This window comes from Pseudomonas putida, assembly GCF_030159595.1.
GTDB classification, from domain to species: Bacteria; Pseudomonadota; Gammaproteobacteria; order Pseudomonadales; family Pseudomonadaceae; genus Aquipseudomonas; species Aquipseudomonas putida_AC.
Window position 1 is genome coordinate 31,390 of the sequence record NZ_BSKJ01000008.1, and the last position, 19,102, is coordinate 50,491.

Genomic DNA, 19,102 nt, shown 5'->3' on the forward strand with positions numbered 1-19,102 from the left:
TCGCCAACACCTTAGCTTAACGTTTTGTAACAGATGTTCGAGCGAGGTGTGTGATGTCGATGGAAGTATGGTTGGGCTTCTTTGCCGCCTGTTGGGTGATCAGCCTTTCACCCGGTGCCGGGGCGATTGCCTCGATGTCCAGCGGCCTGCAATACGGCTTCTGGCGTGGTTATTGGAACGCCTTGGGCCTGCAACTAGGCCTGATCGTGCAGATCGCCATCATCGCCGCTGGCGTCGGCGCTATCCTGGCCGCCTCGTCAACGGCGTTCCAGGTCATCAAATGGTTCGGCGTCGCCTACCTCGTCTACCTGGCCTACAAGCAATGGCGTGCCTTGCCGATGGACATGGCCGATGAATCGGGTGTGCGCCCGATCGGCAAACCGCTGAGCCTGGTGTTCCGTGGCTTCCTGGTCAACGTCAGCAACCCCAAGGCGCTGGTGTTCATGCTGGCGGTGCTGCCGCAGTTCCTTAATCCACATGCGCCGTTGCTGCCGCAATATGTGGCGATCACCGTGACCATGATCAGCGTGGACATGCTGGTGATGGCGGGGTACACCGGGTTGGCTTCGCGGGTGTTGCGCTTGCTGCGTACGCCCAAGCAGCAGAAGCGCCTGAACCGGACCTTTGCCGGGTTGTTCATCGGCGCGGCCACGTTCCTGGCTACCCTGCGTCGCGCACCTCTCTGATAGATGACTGGGGCCTCGTCGAGGCCCCAGCTATTTCTGCCTGTCCACCAACCCCTTGAGCAGATCCACCGGCAACGGGAAGACAATGGTCGAGCTCTTGTCCCCGGCAATCATCCCCAGCGTCTGCATGTAGCGTAACTGCATCGCCCCCGGTTCCTTGCTCAACATCTGCGCCGCCTGCATCAGCTTCTCCGACGCCTGCAACTCGCCTTCGGCATGAATCACCTTGGCCCGTCGTTCCCGTTCAGCCTCAGCCTGCCGGGCGATGGCACGCACCATCGATTCGTTGAGGTCCACATGCTTGATCTCGACGTTGGCCACCTTGATGCCCCAGGCATCGGTCTGCGCGTCCAGCACCTGGCGGATGTCCAGGTTCAGCTGCTCGCGTTCTGCCAGCAGTTCGTCCAGTTCGTGCTTGCCCAGCACCGCACGCAGGGTTGTCTGGGCCAGCTGGCTGGTCGCCACCAGAAAATCCTCGACCTGGATGATTGCTTTCTGCGGGTCGAGTACACGGAAGTAGAGCACCGCATTGACCTTGACCGAGACGTTGTCGCGGGTGATCACATCCTGTGGCGGTACATCCAGCACCACGGTACGCAGATCGACCCGCACCATTTGCTGGATCACCGGGATCAACAGGATCAGCCCCGGCCCCTTCACCTGCCAGAAGCGCCCCAGCTGGAACACCACGCCGCGCTCGTATTCGCGCAGGATGCGAAACGCCGACAGCAACAGCATCGCCAGCACGATCAGCACGGCACCGAAACCCATTTGCATGAACATGGTCATTCTCCTTGCGCCGCAGGCGCGGCGGCGCTCACGTCCAGCATCACGCCATGGCGCGCGGTTATCCGCACGTTCTGGCCAGCGTGCAGCGGTGTTGCGCACTGCGCTTGCCATTGCTCGCCCTGGGCTAGCACAACGCCACAGAACGGGTTGCCTGCCATCACCTGGGTAACGGTGACCAGGCTGCCGACCAGCCCGGCGTCACCGCTTACCAGAACCCGTCGACGGGCCTTGATGGCCATGCCCAGCACGCCACCGATCAGCAGCGCCGAAAGCACTGCAAGGGTACCGATCAAGGCCAGCGGGATGCCGAAGCCGGGTGCATCGGTGTCGATCAGGATCAGCGCGCCAACCACAAAAGCGACGATGCCGCCAAAGCCGACCACGCCGAAACTGGGCAAGAAGGCTTCGGCGATCATGAAGGCGATGCCGAGCAGGATCAGCGCCACCCCGGCAAAACTCACCGGCAACAGTTGCAGGGCGTACAACGCCAGCAGCAGGCTGATACCGCCAACCACGCCGCCTACCGTAGAGCCGGGGTTCATGAACTCGAACAGCAGGCCGTACACGCCGATCATGATCAGGATAAGTGCCACGCTGGGGTTGGTAATCACGGCCAGCACGCGTGTGCGCCAATCCGGCAGATGCTCGACCAGGCTGGCGCCAGTCGTGTGCAGCGGGTACGGCTGGCCGGCAACCTGAAGCGTTTTGCCATCGAGCTTGCGCAACAGGTCGGGCAGGTCATCGGCTACCTGGTCGATCACATTCAGCCGCAAGGCTTCGTTGGCAGGCAGGCTGACCGCCTCGCGCACGGCTTTCTCTGCCCAATCGGCATTGCGCCCGCGCAGTTGCGCCAGGCCACGGATGTAGGCTGCAGCGTCGTTGACCTGCTTGCGAGCCAAGGTTTCATCATCGCCGCGCTTGGCCTTGTCGTCCTTCGGCGTACCTGGAGGGCCGCCGATCTGCACGGGGGTGGCGGCACCCAGGTTGGTCCCCGGCGCCATCGCGGCAACATGGCTGGCGTAGAGGATATAGGTGCCGGCACTGGCGGCGCGCGCCCCGCTGGGCGCTACATAGGTGGCCACTGGCACGGGGCTCGCGAGAATCGCCTTGATCATCTGGCGCATGGCGCTGTCCAGTCCGCCCGGGGTGTCCATGCGGATGACCACCAATTGCGCGCCTTGCACCTGGGCTTGGCCGAGGCTGCGTACCAGGTAATCGGCGCTGGCAGGGCCGATGGCATCATCGATACCCAGCACCCAAACTGCACCAGGCGCGGCCTGGCCGCCGGGCGTAATGCCAAGCAGCAACAGCAGCAACAGCCAGCGCCAGCACCGGGCGATCACCTGTCGTCACCTCGTTTGCCTCTATTGCACAAGTTTAGCCCTGCCTGCTGCTGCCAGGCCTAAAATTGGAAATTGGGGGGCGAAACCGGAGGTGCATCATGCGTATGGCTAAAACACTGCAGGCTCGCCTGGACAAGGCCAACTGCGACTACGACATCATTCCCCACCCACATTCGGCCACCAGCCTGGAGTCGGCCCGTACGGCCGGCGTGCCCGCCGAGCGGGTCGCCAAGTCGGTGATGCTGGATGACCGTCATGGCAACTACATCATGGCTGTGCTGCCGGCCAACCGGCACCTGGACATGACCAAGGTGCGTATGTCAGGGGCCTGGCAACTCACCCGCGAAAGCGGTCTGCCGAGCCTGTTCAATGACTGCGAACGCGGCGCCGTGCCGGCCCTTGGCGATGCCTACCAGATAAAAATGCTGCTTGACCCGAGCCTTACCCGCCAGGGTGATGTCTACCTGGAGGCGGGTGACCACGATCACTTGATCCACATGAGCATGGAGCAGTACATGAAACTGGTGCCGCACGCCGAAGTGCGCGAGCTGTGCTGATGTTTTCACACCAATGCCAGGCGGGCGTCGTGGACGGCTTGCCTGGCACCGAGGAGGAACCATGGAAGCGCCGATCCATCGCTTTGCCGACCTGTTCAAGCAGTTGGGCCTGCCCGACGACCCCAAGAGTATCGATCAGTTCATCACCAGCCATTCACCGCTGAGGAACGAAATCAAGCTGGTGGATGCGCCGTTCTGGACCGACTCGCAGCGTGCCTTTCTCAAGGACAGCATCATTGAAGATGCCGATTGGGCGGAGCCGTTCGATCAACTCAACGAGGCGTTACGCCGCCCCCGAAAATAAAGCGCCGAGCGGCACCTGACGAGTGATTGGCCGTTGCTATGCTCAGGAAAACAATAAGGGGATAGCGCGATGAAAGATCCCTACGCACCAGGTTTCTGGTGTTCCGTGACGATCCTGGGCACCCTGACGGCCAGTTACTTCTACGGCATCAGGCAGACGCAGCAGATGAACCAGGCAGTGCATTTCCTGTATGCCGCTGCCGCAGTCACTGTGGCGGTTGCACTGGTGGCGCTGACCTGGATTGCCTGGCAGCAGTTGCACCTGAACAAGCGTGAAGTGATTCAGGGACGAACGTTGCTGACCATCTGGAACACCAAGGTGGCGTTACGCCGTGTCGAGACGGTGTTCGACCGCTATTTCTGGGGCAGCTACTGGCATTCGGGGCGCACGTTCGAAGAGGTCATGGGCGAGCTCAAGGGCACACCGCTGGAGCAGAGCCTGGATGCCCTGAAGCGCCAGTGCCGAGCACTCGACCGCGAAATCCACGATCACCATCACCACTGGCTGGCCAACGCTCGCGACTTGTCCAGTGTGGCTCAGGCCATGGCCCGCGAACGTTATCAGCTGGACCTGGGGGAGCCCACGCACAGCGGCCACGGCAATACCGCCGTGCTCAACCGTGATCTGGAGGTGCTGGTGTACACCTGGTCGGCGCGCCTGCGCAGCTTCGACCATCAGCTGGACGAGCTGGAGCGCACCTACCATTGAGGCGCGTCATTCACCGCGGATGTATTGCTCCAGTTGCTTAATCAGGCTGGCCTGTTCGGTGATGGTCTCCTTGACCAAGTCGCCGATCGACAGCAGGCCGAGCAGCTCGCCGTTGTCGACCACCGGCAGGTGACGCAGGTGACGGTCGGTCATCAGGTTCATGCAGAAATCGAGCTTCTGCTTCGGTTCCACGGTGACCACGGGTGCACTCATGATTTCGCGCACCGGGGTGGCGGCGGAAGAGCGGCCCTTGAGTACCAGTTTGCGCGCATAGTCCCGTTCACTGACGATACCCACCACCTTTTTGCCCTCGACCACGGGCAGCGCACCGACGTTTTTCTCCGCCAGCATTTTCAGGGCGTCGAGCACCGAGTCATCCGGGCCGATGGTGTACACGGTCTGGTGCTGGGACTTGGTCTTGAGGATTTGTTCGACGGTCTTCATACGGGCCTCTGCGGGTGAAAAAACGCTGTCTCGGTGTAACTAAAGCATCCGACACGGCGCTCTGCACGGCAATGCAGGAAACGGCATGGAGTCGATTGAAAAACGTCATGGGTGTTCGCCTGTGCCGGCCTCTTCGCGGCTGAAGCCGCTCCCACAGGAACTACACCGCCTTCAAAATCTGTGCGGTCCCTGTGGGAGCGGGTTTACCCGCGAATAGGCCAGTACTGCCGATCAAAGCTTCGGCATCTGCCCAAGCCGCGCGACCATCTCGCTCACGATCTGCAGGTCCAGCATGAACTGGTCCACGGTCTTGAACTCGTTGTCGTTGTGCCCGGTGTACTTCACATCCGGCATGGCCAGGCCAAACTGCACACCGTTGGGCAAGTCGTGCACCGACGTTGCGCCAGCCGAGGTGCCGAACTCGTGCTTCATGCCCAGGTTCTCGGTGGCCACCGCGAGCAGGGCCTTGACCCATTCGCCTTCAGGGTTGCGGTACATCGGCTCGTCCAGGCTGTAGTCGAAGGCCACCGAGGTGTGGCTTTTTCGGGTCCATTTGCCCAGCTTGTCAGCCAGCTCGTCCTTGATGGTAGCGATTGGCTTGCCCTTGGGAATACGCAGGTTCACCGCCAGTTTCAGGCCTTTGTCATCCACCCCGACAAAAGTCAGCGAGGCAGTCAGCGGGCCCATGAACGAGTCCTTGAACGCAACGCCGAGCTTGTTGCCCAAATAGTCCAGGCCCCAGTTGTCGGCGGCATAGCGGGCGGCGTCGGTGAAGTGGTTTTGCTTGAGTGGCACCTGCGGGCCCAGCCCGTTGATGAAGTCGAGCATGCGTGCAACCGGGTTGACGCCGGACTCTGGCTCCGAGGAGTGCGCGGAAACACCTGTCACGGTGAGCAACACCTGTTTGCCGTCGGCTTTGGCGTCGATGCTGAAGTCGCTGCCATGCTGCTTCACATATTTGGCACCGGCTTGCTGCAGGTGTTTGGCCAGTTGTGTCGGGTTGTCAGAAACCAGGGTCGCTACCGAGGTGGTCGGGATCTGGTTGGTGGCCAGGCCGCCGGTCAGGTTGACGATTTCTGCACCCTTGCCGGTGCCCGCCCGCTTGCTGAAGCTGGCCATGACCGTGCCGTAACCTTTCTCGGCGATCACCACCGGGTAGCCGCCGTCGAGGGCCAGGTTGTAGTCGGGCGTGGGGTTGCGCTCGAAGTAGTAGGGGATGGCGTCACCGCTGGTTTCTTCGGTGGTGTCGATCAGCAGCTTGAACTGCCGGGCCAGCGGCAGGTTCTCGTCCTTGGCAACCTTCAGGGCGTACATCGCCACCACGATTCCGTTCTTGTCGTCTTCGGTGCCGCGGCCGTACATGCGGTCGCCGACCAGGGTGACCTTGAACGGATCCAGGCGTGTGCCGTCGGCCAGCTTCCAGTTGTCCGGGTTGACCGGCACCACGTCGGCATGGGCATGGATGCCGATCACTTCCTTGCCGCTGCCGAGCGAAATCTCGTACACCCGGTTGTCGATGTTGCGGAAGGCCAGGCCGAAGCTGTCGGCCAGGGCCTTGATCTTGTCGGCGATCTTGAGGAACTCGGGGTTCGCGTGTTGCGGCGTGCCCTCGACACTGAAGGTGGGGATGGCCACCAGTTCGCGCAGGGTTTCGGTGGCGGCCTTGCCATATTTGACGCGGGTATACAGGCCGAGCAGGCGGTTGATCTCGTCTTGCTGCTCAGCGGCCAGTGGCTTGTTGGCCAGGTAGGCGTCGAGGGTTGCCTCAAGGTTATCGGCCTTGGCCAGGTCGCTGCCTTTGAGCTTGCCGAGGAACTGCTTGAAGTCGCTTGGGTTGCTGCCGTCGAAGGCTTTGACGATGGCAGCGGACTGCTGCTGGGTGAGGTTGGCCTGGGCCGGCTGGGTGAACAGGCCGATGCTGGCCAGCAGCAGGGTGGTGGCGGTCAGTTTTTTCAGGTGCATGGTTGCGCGCATTCCTTCGCCAATCATTGTTATGGGTTACCCGTCAGGAAACGGGAAGACGCCCACGCTAACACCAATGACCCGTGGCACGGGAGTACCAGAAACGCGACATGTCGCACAAACGAAAAAGCCCCGGGCTCAGGCCCAGGGCTTTTTTGATATGGCGCACTCGGCGGGATTCGAACCCACGACCCCTGCCTTCGGAGGGCAGTACTCTATCCAGCTGAGCTACGAGTGCAACGCGCACGCATGATACCCATCTGAATCGGTGGCGTCCATCGCCTTGATCTGTAGCTGTTTTTACCTGCCAAGTCACTCCGCTTGGGCGGCTAACCCGATCAGAGTGCGATCAGTTCCGGCCTCAGTCCTTCCACGCGACGCACCGACGGCGGCAGGTAGCCGCCATCCCCCGTGATCTGGTGCAGCACCTTCTCGCGCAGGCCATGCAGTGCAACGCCCGTGCGCAAGCGTGGGTGCGGCAGGTCGATTTCGACCACCGACTTGATCCTGCCCGGGCGTGGCTCCAGCACCACGACCCGGTCAGCCAGGTAAGTGGCCTCTTCTGCATCGTGAGTGACCAGCAAGGTGGTAATGCCGGCCCGCTCGCGTATGGCCAGCAACTCGTCCTGCAGTTGCTGGCGGGTCAACGCATCCAGCGCGCCGAATGGTTCATCGAGCAGCAAGATCCGAGGGCTGGCAACCAAGCCGCGGGCAATGGCCACGCGCTGGGCCATACCGCCGGACAGCTGGTGCGGGTAGGCCGATTCGAAGCCCACCAGCCCCACCAGCTGCACGAATTCATGCACGCGCCGCGCACGCTCACCTTGGGTCAGCGGTTCGTTGACCAGGCCCAGGGCGATGTTCTGTTCCACGGTCAGCCAGGGGAACAGACGATGCTCCTGGAACACGATGCCGCGCTCTCCACCAATGCCGTTCACGCGCTGCCCGTCGACGCGGATGCTGCCGCTGTAGTCGGTGTCCAGGCCCACCAGCAAACGCAGCAAGGTGGACTTGCCGCAACCGGATGCACCGACAATGGCGATGAACTCGCCTTCGTTGATCGCCAGGTTGAAGTTGCGGATGGCCTCTAACGGTTGGCCGTCCACGGTGAACACTTTACCGACCCCCTCGAAGCTGACCAGAGGCGGGGTGGTGTCGGGCTGGTTGGCCGCGTGCAGGTGTGAGGTGTTGAAGGCGTTCATGCGGTTCTCCAGCGCGTGGCGCGCGATTCGAGGCGTTGTCCAAGGGCTCCGAGCAGGGCGCCGACCAGGCCGATCAGAACCATGGCGGCCATTACCTGGTCCATGCGGAACAGTTGCTGGGCGCCGATCATCAGGCTGGCGATGCCACCGTCCGAAGGCATGAAGTATTCGGCGCCGATGGTGCCCAGCCAGGCGTAGATCAGTGACAGGCGCAGGCCGGCAAAGATTGCCGGGGCTGCGCCGGGCAGAACCAGCAGGCGCAGGCGTTGCCACAGGTTCAGGCGCAGGGTGCGGGCCGCTTCGCCCAGCTGTGGCGAGAGGCTGGCGATACCGCGTTGGGTAGCGATCAGCAGGGGAAAGAACGCGGCCAGGCCGACGAACACATGCTTGGCACCTTCCCCCAAGCCGAACCAGGCGGTGAGCAGCGGCACCCAGGCGAACAGCGCTACCTGCCGCAAGGCCGAAAGGCTGGGCCCGAAAAGGCGTTCTGCGTGGTTTGAAAGCCCCAGTAGCAAGCCGGTCAGCAGGCCGGCCCCGCCACCCAGCAGCAGGCCAGTGAGGGTGCGTTCCAGGCTCAGCAGCAAAGCCTGCGGCAACGAACCATCGGCCAGGCCGACCAGCAGCGTGCGCAGCACCTCAAGTGGCGAGGTCAGGATATTCGCGTCAACCCAGCCAAAGCTGCTGCTGGTTTGCCACAGCGCCAGCAGTGCCAGTGGCAGAAGCAGGCTTTGCCAGCCGCGAGGAACCGGCCCGCGCTGTTGTTCACCCGTGGCCGGTTGTGGCCAGTACAGCAGGCGCTTTTCCAGGGCCGAGAAGCTGCGCTCCAGCACGGCACCGACCAGGCCGATCACCAGGATGCACAGCAGCACCAGGTCGAGCATGAACAGCTGCCGACCCCACACCATCAGGTAGCCGATCCCTTCGCTGGAGGCCAGCAACTCGACCGCCAACAGCGAGGTCCAGCCGGTGGCCAGGGCCAGGCGCACGCCCGTGAGGAAGGCAGGCAGGGAAGCCGGCAGTAACAGGCGCAGGAACAGCAGGTGCCGGGGCAGGCGCAGCGCCGCTGCGGCCTCACGCAGTTTTGGCTGGGCATCGCGCACCCCGACCAGTGTGTGCAAGGTGACGGGGACCACCACGGCTTTTACCAGCACCACCAGCTTGAGCAGTTCGCCGATGCCGAAGAACAGCATGAACAACGGAATCCAGGCCAGGGTCGGGATCTGGGCCAGTGCCACGAAGGTTGGCAGCACCAGCGTCTGCGCCTGTCGCGAAGCGCCCAGCCACACCCCCAGCAGCAATCCGCTGCCGATGCCCACCGCCAGCCCCCAGAACAACCGCTGCAAGCTTATCCACAGGTGCCCCCAAAGCTCGCCGGAGCCGAACTCCACCGCGCTCTGCCACACCAGCGCCGGCGCTGGCAGGATCTGCTCGCTCATCCAGTGCTGCCGGCTGGCCACTACCCACAGCAGCGCAATCGCCACAGGCAACAACCACGACAGAACCCGTTTTCCAGAGAAGACGCGGACCCTGTGGGAGCGGCCTTGCGCCGCGAATGGGCCGCGTAGCGGCCCCCCCCGATTCCCGCTCAGAACTCCATTCATCGGCCATCTCTCGAAGCGTTGTTAGATTATTCACTTATGGAATTAAAAATTCACAAAAGCATATTTCAAGAGATAAGAGCATGCGTCCTCTGCATACGGAAGCCCCTCGCCGTTGCGTTTTCCTCATATTTTCCATGCGCTTTCCGCAAGCCCCTCGCAGGCCCGCATGCCGCCTGATTTATGCCTTCCAGTTACTGAAGAATGAAGTTTTGATCTTTGTAGGTTCTAACCAGACCTGACTAGCTTCTGGCCAAAGCGCCGGCCATCGCCGGTGGCAGCCTGCCAAGGAGCCTTGCCATGAAAACCCCGTTGCGCCACCTCGTTACCGCCCTTGGGCTGGCTTTCACCCTCGGCGCCCAGGCGGCCGAGCCAGCCAAGCCTGAGAGCATTCGTATCGCCGTGCCCGACCTCAGTGCCGGCAGCAAGCCCAGCGCGGGCGGCGTTGTCGATGTGCTGCGTGACCAGCAGCTGCTTGAGAAGGCATTTGCCAAGGACGGCATCCGCATCGAGTGGCACTTCTTCAAGGGGGCCGGCCCTGTGGTCAACGAGGCGTTGGCCAACGGCCAGGCCGACTTCGCCTACCTGGGTGACCTGGCCGCGATCGTCGGCAAGGCCAATGGCCTGGACACCCGCGTGCTGTCGGCGGGGGTGCGAGGGGTAAAGAGCTACCTGGGCGTGGTGCCCGGCTCTGGCATCAAGACCCTGCATGACCTCAAGGGCAAGCGCGTGGCGGTGTTCCGCGGCACCGCCAACCAGCTGTCGTTCGCCAGCGCGCTCGCCAGCCAGGGGCTGACCGAACGCGAACTGAAGGTGATCAATCTCGACTTCAACGCTGCCAACGCCGCGCTGGCCGCCAAGCAGATCGACGCCACCTGGGGCCTGTCCAACCTGTTGTCGCTGCGTGAGCGCGGGCTGGTCGAGTTGCCGGTCAACTCGCGGGACCTTGAAGGCGCCGGCAGCACCCAGGCGGTGCTGTTGGGCACGGGCGACTTCATCCGCAAGTACCCCGAGCTGGTCCAGCGCCTGGTCAACGCCCAGGAGCAGGCCAGTACCTGGCTGCGTGATGAGCACAACCGCGAGGCGTATGTCGACCTGGTGGCCAACAACGCCAACTGGCCGCGCAGCATCCTCAGCGATGACCTGGCCAAGGAAGACCTCGCCCACTACTTCGACCCACGCCTGGACGCCGAATTCGTCGGCCAGTTGCAGCAGGGCGTCGACCTGGCTGCCAAGGAGCGGCTGATCCGCCGTGGCTTCCAGGTCGCCGACTGGATCGAACCCCGTTTCCTCGATGCCGCCCTGCAACAGGAACAGGCCGTGCAGGCCGCCCGCTGAACCTTTGAAAACCCGACAATGACCGCAAGGACCACGACCATGAGCAATGCCGCCCTGGCCACCGCGCCACAAACCCTCGAACTCGACATTCACCTGGTAGCCGGCCGTATCGGCGCCGAAATCCGCGGGGTAAAACTGTCCGCCGACCTCGACGCAGCCACAATCGAGGCCATCCAGGCTGCACTGGTACAGCACAAAGTGATCTTCTTCCGCGACCAGGCCCACCTGGATGACCAGAGCCAGGAAGGTTTTGCCAAATTACTCGGCGAGCCGGTCGCCCACCCAACCGTGCCGGTGGTGGACGGCACCAGCTACTTGCTGCAACTCGATGGCGCCGAAGGCCAACGGGCCAATTCCTGGCACACCGACGTGACCTTCGTCGACGCCTACCCCAAGGCTTCGATCCTGCGCAGCGTGGTCGCGCCGGCCTCGGGTGGCGACACTGTGTGGGCCAACACGGCTGCGGCTTATCAGGAATTACCCGAGCCACTGCGCGAGCTGGCCGACAAGCTGTGGGCAGTGCACAGCAACGAATACGACTACGCCAGCATCAAGCCCGATGTGGACCCGGCCAAGCTGGAGCGTTACCGCAAGGTGTTCACCTCGACTGTTTACGAGACTGAGCACCCGGTGGTGCGTGTGCACCCGATCAGTGGCGAGCGGGCACTGCAACTGGGGCATTTCGTGAAGCGCATCAAGGGTTATTCGCTGGCGGATTCGCAGCACCTGTTCGCTGTGCTGCAAGGGCATGTGACGCGCCTGGAAAACACCGTGCGCTGGCGCTGGCAGGCGGGGGATGTGGCGATCTGGGATAACCGGGCGACGCAGCATTATGCGGTGGATGATTACGGGACCCAGCCACGAGTAGTGCGCCGGGTGACGTTGGCGGGTGAAGTGCCGGTCGGGGTGGATGGGCAGTTGAGCCGGACTACGCGTAAAGGCTGATATCGCCGGGGCCGCTTTGCGGCCCTTTCGCCGGCAAGCCAACTCCCACAGGTTCAGTGCAAGGCCCAAGGCAGCGGCGCTCTTGTGGGCGCTGGCTTGCCGGCGATTCGGGGGCAAAGCCCCCGCCAGTTATACCTCGGTATCACAGGCAATCAACTGCCTGACCAGCCCCTGAGCCAACGGCGACAAGCCATACCCCACCCGGCTCACCACCCCATAGCGGGTATGGCACGCCTCTTCCTGCTCGGGCGTCAGGTCTGCCAGCTTCAACTTCACCAGCCCGCCCTCGCGTTGATACGGGCGCAAGTTGGCATTGCAGGCAATGCCGATGGTGTTCGAGTGCATCACCACATTCAGCAGCGCATACCCGTGCTCGCACTCCACTGAGGGCAGGAAGTCCTGCCGCCCGCTGAGGTCGCTGAGGATCTTGCGGATGTTCGGTGGGCGGAAGGTGGTGGCCATCGGGTAGTCGAACAGGTCTCGCGCCTGCACGGTCTCCTGCTCGGTCAGCGGGTGCCCGGCGCGGCAGCAGAAATGCCAGCGCTGCGGCGTCAGCTTGTGCACCTGGTAGTCCGGGTCGGACTCGAACTGGCGGGTGTCGGCAACAAAGAACTCGATCTCTTCGGCCACCAGCTTGCGGTTCAGCGCCTGCCAGTTATCCACCTGGAAGCAGGTCCGCGCCGCGGGGTACTCGGCAACGAAGCGTGCCACCGCGCGCGGCACCAACCCCCCGGCTGGCGCAGGGCCGGAACCGAAGCGCACCAGCCCGGTGGTGGCCCCGTTGAACTGGTGAATTTCATTGACCAGGTTGTGCGCCCCATGCACCAGGCGCCGCGAATGCTCCAGTACCAGCAAGCCCTGGCGGGTGGGCGCCAGTTCCTTGCTGGCGCGGTCCACCAGGCGGCAGCCGATGTTGTGCTCCAGGGTCTGGATGCTGCGGCTGAAGGCCGATTGAGACAGGTTCACCGCCGCCGCAGCGGCCACGAAACTGCGGTGCTCGACAAGGGCGATGTAGTGGCGCAGCTGACGCAGATCGATATGCATTTTCTACATTAAAACCTTCGGTCAAATGCAATTGCTGACAAGGGTGAGTCCCCTTATAAAGGGAGTTACTTATTCCACTAAATATGAATTACAAATATTTATATCACTTAAAAGGATATAAGCCCGACTGACCGCGATTCGGTTCCGCCAACGGAAATGCTCGCCAGGGCCCATGCCTCAAGGAGCATTTGCATGTCCGGACTTTCCCGTTGGCCTGCGCGCGCGTCGCGTTTCACCTTGCAACCCTTGGCCGCCGGCGTACTGCTGGCGGCGTCCTCTGGCAGCTTCGCCGAAGAGCCGGTCAGCGCCACCCCGGCGGTGGAACAGGAGGCCAAGCTCGGCACCGTCACGGTCAATGCCCGCCGCCGCGAAGAAACCGCGCAAAGCGTGCCGACGCCGATCAGCGTGCTCGACAGTGAGACCCTGGAAACCCAGCGCATCTACCGCGTGCAGGATCTGCAACAGCTGGTGCCCAGCACCAACGTCGCCTATGTACATGCCCGCCAGTCGAGCATCTCGATCCGTGGCCTGGGCAACAACCCGGCCAGCGATGGCCTGGAGGGCAGCGTCGGCATCTACCTGGACAACGTCTACCTCGGTCGCCCCGGCATGGCGGTGTTCGACCTGCTGGACGTGGAGCAACTGGAAGTGCTGCGCGGCCCGCAAGGCACGCTGTTCGGCAAGAACACCACGGCCGGCGTGCTCAACATCACCACGCGCAAGCCCACCTTCCACCGCGAGGGCAGCATCCAGCAGTCGATTGGCGAAGACGGTTACCTGCAGACGCAGGGCAGCTTCTCGGGGCCGATCAGCGAGACCCTGGCTGGGCGCATCAGTGCCTATCGCACCGAAGACGATGGCTATGTGAAGAACATCCACAACGGCGACGACCTCAACGGCGGCAAGCGCCAGGGCTTTCGTACCCAGTTGCTGTTCAAGCCCAGCGAAACCTTCAACCTGCGCTGGATCGGCGAATACAACGAAGAAGATTCGAACAACGGCATCCTCAGCCTGTACAGCACCGGCCCGACCATCAATGGCGTCAACCGCTACGAAAACCTGGCCGCCCAGGCGGGGGCGACGCTGGTGTCGGGCAAGGACCGCAAGGTCAATTTCGACGCCGACCAGCAGGTGACGGTGTTCCAGGGCGGCACCTCGGTCGAGGCCAACTGGACCCTGCCTAACGACTTCACCCTGACCTCGATCACTGCCTACCGCTGGTGGGACTTCACCCCGCGCAACGACGATGGCCTGAACGTGCCGGTGTTCTACAGCGCCGGGGTTTCGGTACGCGACAAGCAGTACTCCCAGGAAATCCGCCTGGCTTCGCCTACGGGTGGCGCCTTCGACTATGTGCTGGGTGCCTATTACTTCAAGCAGGACCTGGACAACAAATCCTTCACTTACTACGGGCCGCAGGCGGATGTCTGGAACCTCACACCGGCCGGGGCGCTGAACAACGTCAACACCCTTGGTGATGGGCACATCGACACCGACAGCTACGCGCTGTTCGCCCAGGGCACCTGGCATGTCACCGACCGCCTGGATTTCACGGCTGGCATTCGAGGTACCTATGAAGAAAAGAGCGCCTGGGTAACCCGCGATGCGCCAACTGGTGGCGCGGCTGTAACCGGTGCCGCCGCCGCCGCGCGCCAGGCCCGGATAGGTGCCTACGATTCGGGCGACCTCAACCAGTACAGCTTCAGCCCTTCCGGTCTGTTGGGCCTGAGCTACCGCTTCAACGAGCAGTTGCTGGGCTACGCCACCCTGACCCACGGCGAGAAGTCGGGCGGCGTCAACCTTACCGTCGGTGCTGCGCCACGGCTGGGTACCGACTCGCTGCTGGTCGGTACCGAGCGGGTCAACAATGCCGAGCTGGGCTTGAAAAGCACCCTGTTCGACGGTCGCCTGCAACTCAACAGCAACCTGTTCTGGGCCGAAGTACATGGCTACCAGGCCAACGTCTATGACCAGATCAACCGCGTGCAGTACCTGGCCAACGCCGGCCGCGTGCGGTCGCGCGGGCTGGAGTTCGAGGCCACGGCGCTGCCGATCCGCGGCCTCACCGTCAACTTTAACGGCTCGTGGAATGATGTGCGCTACACCGAATACAAAGACGCGCCATGCCCGCCGGAGGTGAGCCTGGCCAATGCCACCGCCACTTGCGACCTGTCCGGCCACCAGGTGGTTGGCGCTTCCAAGTACATCGCCAACCTCAACACCCAGTACAAGTGGCAGGCCACCGAGCATGTCGAGCCTTACGTCACTGCCAGCTACGCCTTCCGCTCCAAGGCGGTGGGCACCATCGACGACTCCGATTTCGGCCAGATCCCCAGCTATGCGCTGGTCAACCTTTCCGCCGGTGTGCGCCTGGACCAGGGCGACGGCGTGGTCGACCTCTCGCTGTGGGTGAAAAACGCCGGTGACAAGACCTACTTCACCAGCCTGTGGAACTCCGCCAACGGTGGCTATGCCGGTGTTCTCGGCACCCCGCGCACCTTCGGCGCAACTGCCCGTTACGACTTCTGAGCACAAGGAGCTTTGCCATGAATGCCAAGACTGAAACCCCTGCATTGCCTGAAGGCGCCTGCCTGACCGCGAAAGTGCCGGAACGCGACGAAACGCTGCTCGGCGACGTGGTGGTCAACCCGTACCGCCTGGCACCGCTGACCGCGATTATCCGCGACGGTGGGCGCAGCCTGAGTGACGCGCATGTGCGCGTGCTGGGGCGCGGGGAGCGCGGAGTGGACATCGTCTATGACGTGTCTGATCGCTCATTGTGGACCTACGGCGGCATCCCGGTGTTTGGCCTGTACCCGGACCACGTCAACCGGGTGGAAGTGACCTACAAGCTGGACGGCGAGCGTATTCGCCAGCAGTACCAGATCTACGCCCCGGCCGTGCGCCTGCCTGTGGTGGCGAAGCAGACCGCCGCGTTGCCGGAAGTCGAGCCGATCAAGGTGGCGCCAGGCTTTGAAAAGCGCCTTTACCTGTTCAACCATTTGCAGGGTGACATTCCGGGTGGGCGTGCCTTCAAATGGAACGCCCTGGGCGGCGCGGCGGAATGGGACCAGGTCGGCAACAACTGGATCGCCGACAGCAATGGTGATGTGCGCTGGTACCTGGATATCGAACAGATCCACGACTCCAACCGCCGCGACAGCCTGGGTGGCACCATGGGCTTCCAGCAGACCCGCGATGGCAAGCTGATCTGGGGCCAGGGTCAGACCTATTCCAAGTACGACCTGCTGGGCCGGCGTATCTGGCAGCGCACGCTGCCCGACAAATTCGCCGACTTCTCCCACGAAATCCGCGAGACCACCAACGGTACCTACCTGCTGCGGGTGGGCACCAGCGACTACCGCCGCCCTGACGGCAAACGTGTACGTTCCATCCGCGATCACATCATCGAGGTAAACGAGGCTGGGGATGTGCTGGACTTCTGGGACCTTAACCAGATCCTCGACCCGTACCGCGGCGACCTGCTGGAAACCTTGGGCAAGGCCGCTATCCAGCTGCCGGAGGGCGTACAGAAGCAGGACGACCGGCTGGCCAACGAACTGGCCGAGGGTGATCTGCCCTTTGGCGATACCCCTGGCGTGGGTACCGGGCGCAACTGGGCACACGTCAATGCCATCGATTACGACGCCGATGACGACAGCATCATCGTTTCAGCACGGCACCAAGGCGTGGTGAAGATCGGCCGCGACAAGCAGGTGAAATGGATTCTTGCCTCGCCCCAAGGCTGGCCGCAGCATCTGCGTGAAAAGGTGCTGAAGCCGGTCGAGAGCGAAGGCTTCGACTGGTCGTGGACCCAGCACACGGCCTGGCTGACCGGCAAGGGCACGCTGACCGTGTTCGACAACGGCTGGGGCCGTGACTTTGCACCGACCAAGCTGAGCGGCAACTACAGCCGGGCAGTGGAATACCGCATCGACGAGGCCAAGGGCACGGTCGAGCAGGTGTGGGAGTATGGCAAGGCGCGCGGTGACGAGTGGTACAGCCCGGTGACTTCGGTGGTGGCCTACCGACCGGAGACCGACACCCAGTTCATCTACTCGGCTTCGGTAAACTTCCTGACCCCGGAGAAGCTGACCACTACCGTGCTGAACGAAGTACGGCGCGGGACCCAAGAGGTGCTGGTGGAGTTGAAAGTGCACAGCCGTCAGCCGGGCAGTGTCGGCTACCGGGCACTGGTGATCGACCTGGCCAAGGCGTTCTGATTCATCCCTGCCGGGAGGGCCGTCGGTCCTCCCTTCACATTTCTTTCAGCTCGTTCGTCTAACCTGTACCGGCCCTTTCGCGGGTAAACCCGCTCCCACAGGGACCCCACAGATTTCAGAGGCTGTGGGGTCCCTGTGGGAGCGGGTTTACCCGCGAAGAGGCCGGTTGCCATCATGCAGAATGATGAATTTTCCGCCAGGCTGTTCAACCATTCGTTCTTTTTTTCGAACAGCCTATTGTCCAACACCCCAGCAGCCGCTTAGCATTCGTTTGAGATTTCAAACGCTCGATGCCCTGCCTTGGGCGCTTTTCAACAATCAACAATTCGGGAAGCCGACATGCAGCTCAAAGACGCTCAGTTGTTCCGCCAGCAAGCCTATATCAATGGTGAGTGGCTGGATGCGGACAACGGCCAGACCATCAAGGTGACCAACCCGGCCACCGGTGAAGTCATCGGTACCGTGCCGAAGATGGGCACCGCGGAAACCCGCCGCGCCATCGAAGCCGCCGACAAGGCCCTGCCGGCCTGGCGTGCACTGACCGCCAAAGAGCGTTCGGCCAAGCTGCGTCGCTGGTTCGAACTGATGATCGAGAACCAGGACGACCTGGCTCGCCTGATGACCACCGAGCAGGGCAAGCCACTGGCCGAAGCCAAGGGCGAAATCGCCTACGCCGCCTCGTTCATCGAGTGGTTCGCCGAAGAAGCCAAGCGCGTCTACGGTGACACCATCCCGGGCCACCAGCCAGACAAGCGCTTGATCGTCATCAAGCAGCCAATCGGCGTTACCGCGGCCATCACCCCGTGGAACTTCCCGGCCGCCATGATCACGCGTAAAGCCGGCCCGGCCCTGGCCGCTGGCTGCACCATGGTGCTCAAGCCTGCTTCGCAAACCCCATACTCCGCCCTGGCCCTGGTCGAGCTGGCCCACCGTGCCGGTATCCCGGCTGGCGTGCTGAGCGTCGTTACCGGCAGCGCTGGCGAAGTTGGCGGCGAGCTGACCGGCAACTCCCTGGTACGCAAGCTGTCCTTCACTGGCTCGACCGAAATCGGTCGTCAGCTGATGGAAGAATGCGCCAAGGACATCAAGAAGGTTTCCCTGGAGCTGGGTGGCAACGCCCCGTTCATCGTGTTCGACGACGCCGACCTGGACAAGGCGGTCGAGGGCGCGATCATCTCCAAGTACCGCAACAACGGCCAGACTTGCGTCTGCGCCAACCGTATCTATGTGCAGGACGGCGTCTACGACGCGTTCGCCGAGAAGCTGGCTGCCGCAGTGGCCAAGCTGAAAATCGGTAACGGCCTGGAAGACGGCACCACCACTGGCCCGCTGATCGACGGCAAAGCTGTCGCCAAGGTCCAGGAACACATCGAAGACGCCGTCTCCAAAGGCGCCAAGGTACTGTCTGGTGGCAAGCTGATCGAAGGCAACTTCTTCGAGCCGACCATTCTGGTTGACGTACCGAAGACTGCTGCTGTCGCCAAGGAAGAGACCTTCGGCCCACTGGCGCCGCTGTTCCGCTTCAAGGACGAAGCCGAAGTCATCGCCATGTCCAACGACACCGAGTTCGGCCTGGCTTCGTACTTCTACGCACGCGACATGAGCCGTGTGTTCCGTGTTGCCGAAGCGCTGGAATACGGCATGGTAGGTATCAACACCGGCCTGATTTCCAACGAAGTGGCACCGTTCGGTGGCATCAAGGCTTCGGGCCTGGGCCGCGAAGGTTCCAAGTACGGTATCGAGGACTACCTCGAAATCAAATACCTGTGCATCAGCGTCTGATGGCACGGTAAAGGCTTTACCTCTGCCAGCGGGGCGCGAGAGCGACGTCTCGCTGGCCTTTTTTACATCGCAGTACCTGGTGGCCAGGGCGTTTGCGGCAGTCGATCAACGAATACTGTTCGCGAGCACTCCCAGCCCCCCCGAATAAAAGCGCCATTCCTGTCGGCGCAATGAGGG

The 19,102-nt window shown here is 62.7% G+C and carries 16 protein-coding genes and 1 tRNA gene; 9 read left to right on the forward strand and 8 right to left on the reverse strand.

The genetic code is table 11. The annotated features are described in order from the left end of the window. Positions 1-53: 53 nt before the first annotated feature. Positions 54-686 (forward strand): LysE family transporter, encoded by a 633-nt coding sequence (locus QQL85_RS18235; RefSeq protein ID WP_284355345.1) that lies wholly within the window; start codon positions 54-56, stop codon positions 684-686. A 30-nt stretch (positions 687-716) separates the two neighbouring features. Here the strand turns inward: QQL85_RS18235 and QQL85_RS18240 are convergent, their stop codons facing one another. Together QQL85_RS18240 and QQL85_RS18245 are read right to left on the reverse strand one after the other, a co-directional pair. After that, positions 717-1,469, reverse strand: coding sequence for a slipin family protein (locus QQL85_RS18240; protein ID WP_284355346.1), 753 nt, complete (start codon positions 1,467-1,469; stop codon positions 717-719). A gap of 2 nt (positions 1,470-1,471) precedes the next feature. After that, complete coding sequence (locus QQL85_RS18245) at positions 1,472-2,818, reverse strand: NfeD family protein (RefSeq protein ID WP_284355347.1); 1,347 nt, start codon at positions 2,816-2,818, stop codon at positions 1,472-1,474. A 98-nt stretch (positions 2,819-2,916) separates the two neighbouring features. On the opposite strand from QQL85_RS18245, the gene QQL85_RS18250 reads away from it, so the two are divergent. The 3 genes from QQL85_RS18250 to QQL85_RS18260 all read left to right on the forward strand — a co-directional run bounded on the left by QQL85_RS18250 (position 2,917) and on the right by QQL85_RS18260 (position 4,387). Further along, positions 2,917-3,375 (forward strand): aminoacyl-tRNA deacylase, encoded by a 459-nt coding sequence (locus QQL85_RS18250; RefSeq protein WP_284355348.1) that lies wholly within the window; start codon positions 2,917-2,919, stop codon positions 3,373-3,375. Positions 3,376-3,436: 61 nt separating this feature from the next. After that, complete coding sequence (locus tag QQL85_RS18255; RefSeq protein WP_284355349.1) at positions 3,437-3,679, forward strand: DUF2789 domain-containing protein; 243 nt, start codon at positions 3,437-3,439, stop codon at positions 3,677-3,679. Between the two features lie 69 nt (positions 3,680-3,748). Continuing rightward, complete coding sequence (locus QQL85_RS18260; RefSeq protein ID WP_284355350.1) at positions 3,749-4,387, forward strand: NADH:ubiquinone oxidoreductase subunit N; 639 nt, start codon at positions 3,749-3,751, stop codon at positions 4,385-4,387. Positions 4,388-4,393: 6 nt separating this feature from the next. Here the strand turns inward: QQL85_RS18260 and QQL85_RS18265 are convergent, their stop codons facing one another. The 5 genes from QQL85_RS18265 to QQL85_RS18285 form a co-directional block, all read right to left on the reverse strand. Further along, the gene (locus QQL85_RS18265) at positions 4,394-4,831 is read right to left on the reverse strand and encodes a CBS domain-containing protein (protein WP_284355351.1); all 438 of its coding nucleotides are present in this window, start codon (positions 4,829-4,831) and stop codon (positions 4,394-4,396) included. A gap of 231 nt (positions 4,832-5,062) precedes the next feature. Beyond that, on the reverse strand, positions 5,063-6,793 hold the full coding sequence (locus QQL85_RS18270; protein WP_284355352.1) for a dipeptidase: 1,731 nt from the start codon (positions 6,791-6,793) through the stop codon (positions 5,063-5,065). A 161-nt stretch (positions 6,794-6,954) separates the two neighbouring features. Beyond that, a tRNA-Arg gene (locus QQL85_RS18275) sits at positions 6,955-7,031 on the reverse strand. 100 nt (positions 7,032-7,131) lie between these two features. Continuing rightward, positions 7,132-7,995: an ABC transporter ATP-binding protein gene (locus tag QQL85_RS18280; RefSeq protein WP_284355353.1), complete on the reverse strand. Its 864-nt coding sequence runs from the start codon at positions 7,993-7,995 to the stop codon at positions 7,132-7,134. Further along, positions 7,992-9,596 (reverse strand): ABC transporter permease, encoded by a 1,605-nt coding sequence (locus tag QQL85_RS18285; RefSeq protein ID WP_284355354.1) that lies wholly within the window; start codon positions 9,594-9,596, stop codon positions 7,992-7,994. The genes QQL85_RS18280 and QQL85_RS18285 overlap by 4 nt, the downstream gene beginning before the upstream one ends. 297 nt (positions 9,597-9,893) lie before the next feature. Here QQL85_RS18285 and QQL85_RS18290 point away from each other — a divergent pair, with 297 nt between their 5' ends. Next, positions 9,894-10,931, forward strand: coding sequence for an ABC transporter substrate-binding protein (locus tag QQL85_RS18290; protein WP_284355355.1), 1,038 nt, complete (start codon positions 9,894-9,896; stop codon positions 10,929-10,931). A 39-nt stretch (positions 10,932-10,970) separates the two neighbouring features. Then, on the forward strand, positions 10,971-11,876 hold the full coding sequence (locus QQL85_RS18295) for a TauD/TfdA dioxygenase family protein (protein ID WP_284355356.1): 906 nt from the start codon (positions 10,971-10,973) through the stop codon (positions 11,874-11,876). A gap of 129 nt (positions 11,877-12,005) precedes the next feature. Here QQL85_RS18295 and QQL85_RS18300 read toward each other — a convergent pair whose 3' ends face one another. Further along, positions 12,006-12,920: a LysR family transcriptional regulator gene (locus tag QQL85_RS18300; protein WP_284355357.1), complete on the reverse strand. Its 915-nt coding sequence runs from the start codon at positions 12,918-12,920 to the stop codon at positions 12,006-12,008. A gap of 192 nt (positions 12,921-13,112) precedes the next feature. On the opposite strand from QQL85_RS18300, the gene QQL85_RS18305 reads away from it, so the two are divergent. The 3 genes from QQL85_RS18305 to gabD all read left to right on the forward strand — a co-directional run bounded on the left by QQL85_RS18305 (position 13,113) and on the right by gabD (position 18,925). Further along, the gene (locus QQL85_RS18305) at positions 13,113-15,449 is read left to right on the forward strand and encodes a TonB-dependent receptor (RefSeq protein ID WP_284355358.1); all 2,337 of its coding nucleotides are present in this window, start codon (positions 13,113-13,115) and stop codon (positions 15,447-15,449) included. A 17-nt stretch (positions 15,450-15,466) separates the two neighbouring features. Continuing rightward, positions 15,467-17,143 carry an aryl-sulfate sulfotransferase gene (locus QQL85_RS18310; RefSeq protein ID WP_284355359.1) on the forward strand — a complete coding sequence of 559 codons (1,677 nt, stop codon included), beginning with the start codon at positions 15,467-15,469 and terminating at the stop codon, positions 17,141-17,143. Between the two features lie 339 nt (positions 17,144-17,482). Then, positions 17,483-18,925 (forward strand): NADP-dependent succinate-semialdehyde dehydrogenase, encoded by a 1,443-nt coding sequence (gene gabD, locus QQL85_RS18315; RefSeq protein ID WP_284355360.1) that lies wholly within the window; start codon positions 17,483-17,485, stop codon positions 18,923-18,925. The last annotated feature ends 177 nt before the right edge of the window (positions 18,926-19,102 follow it).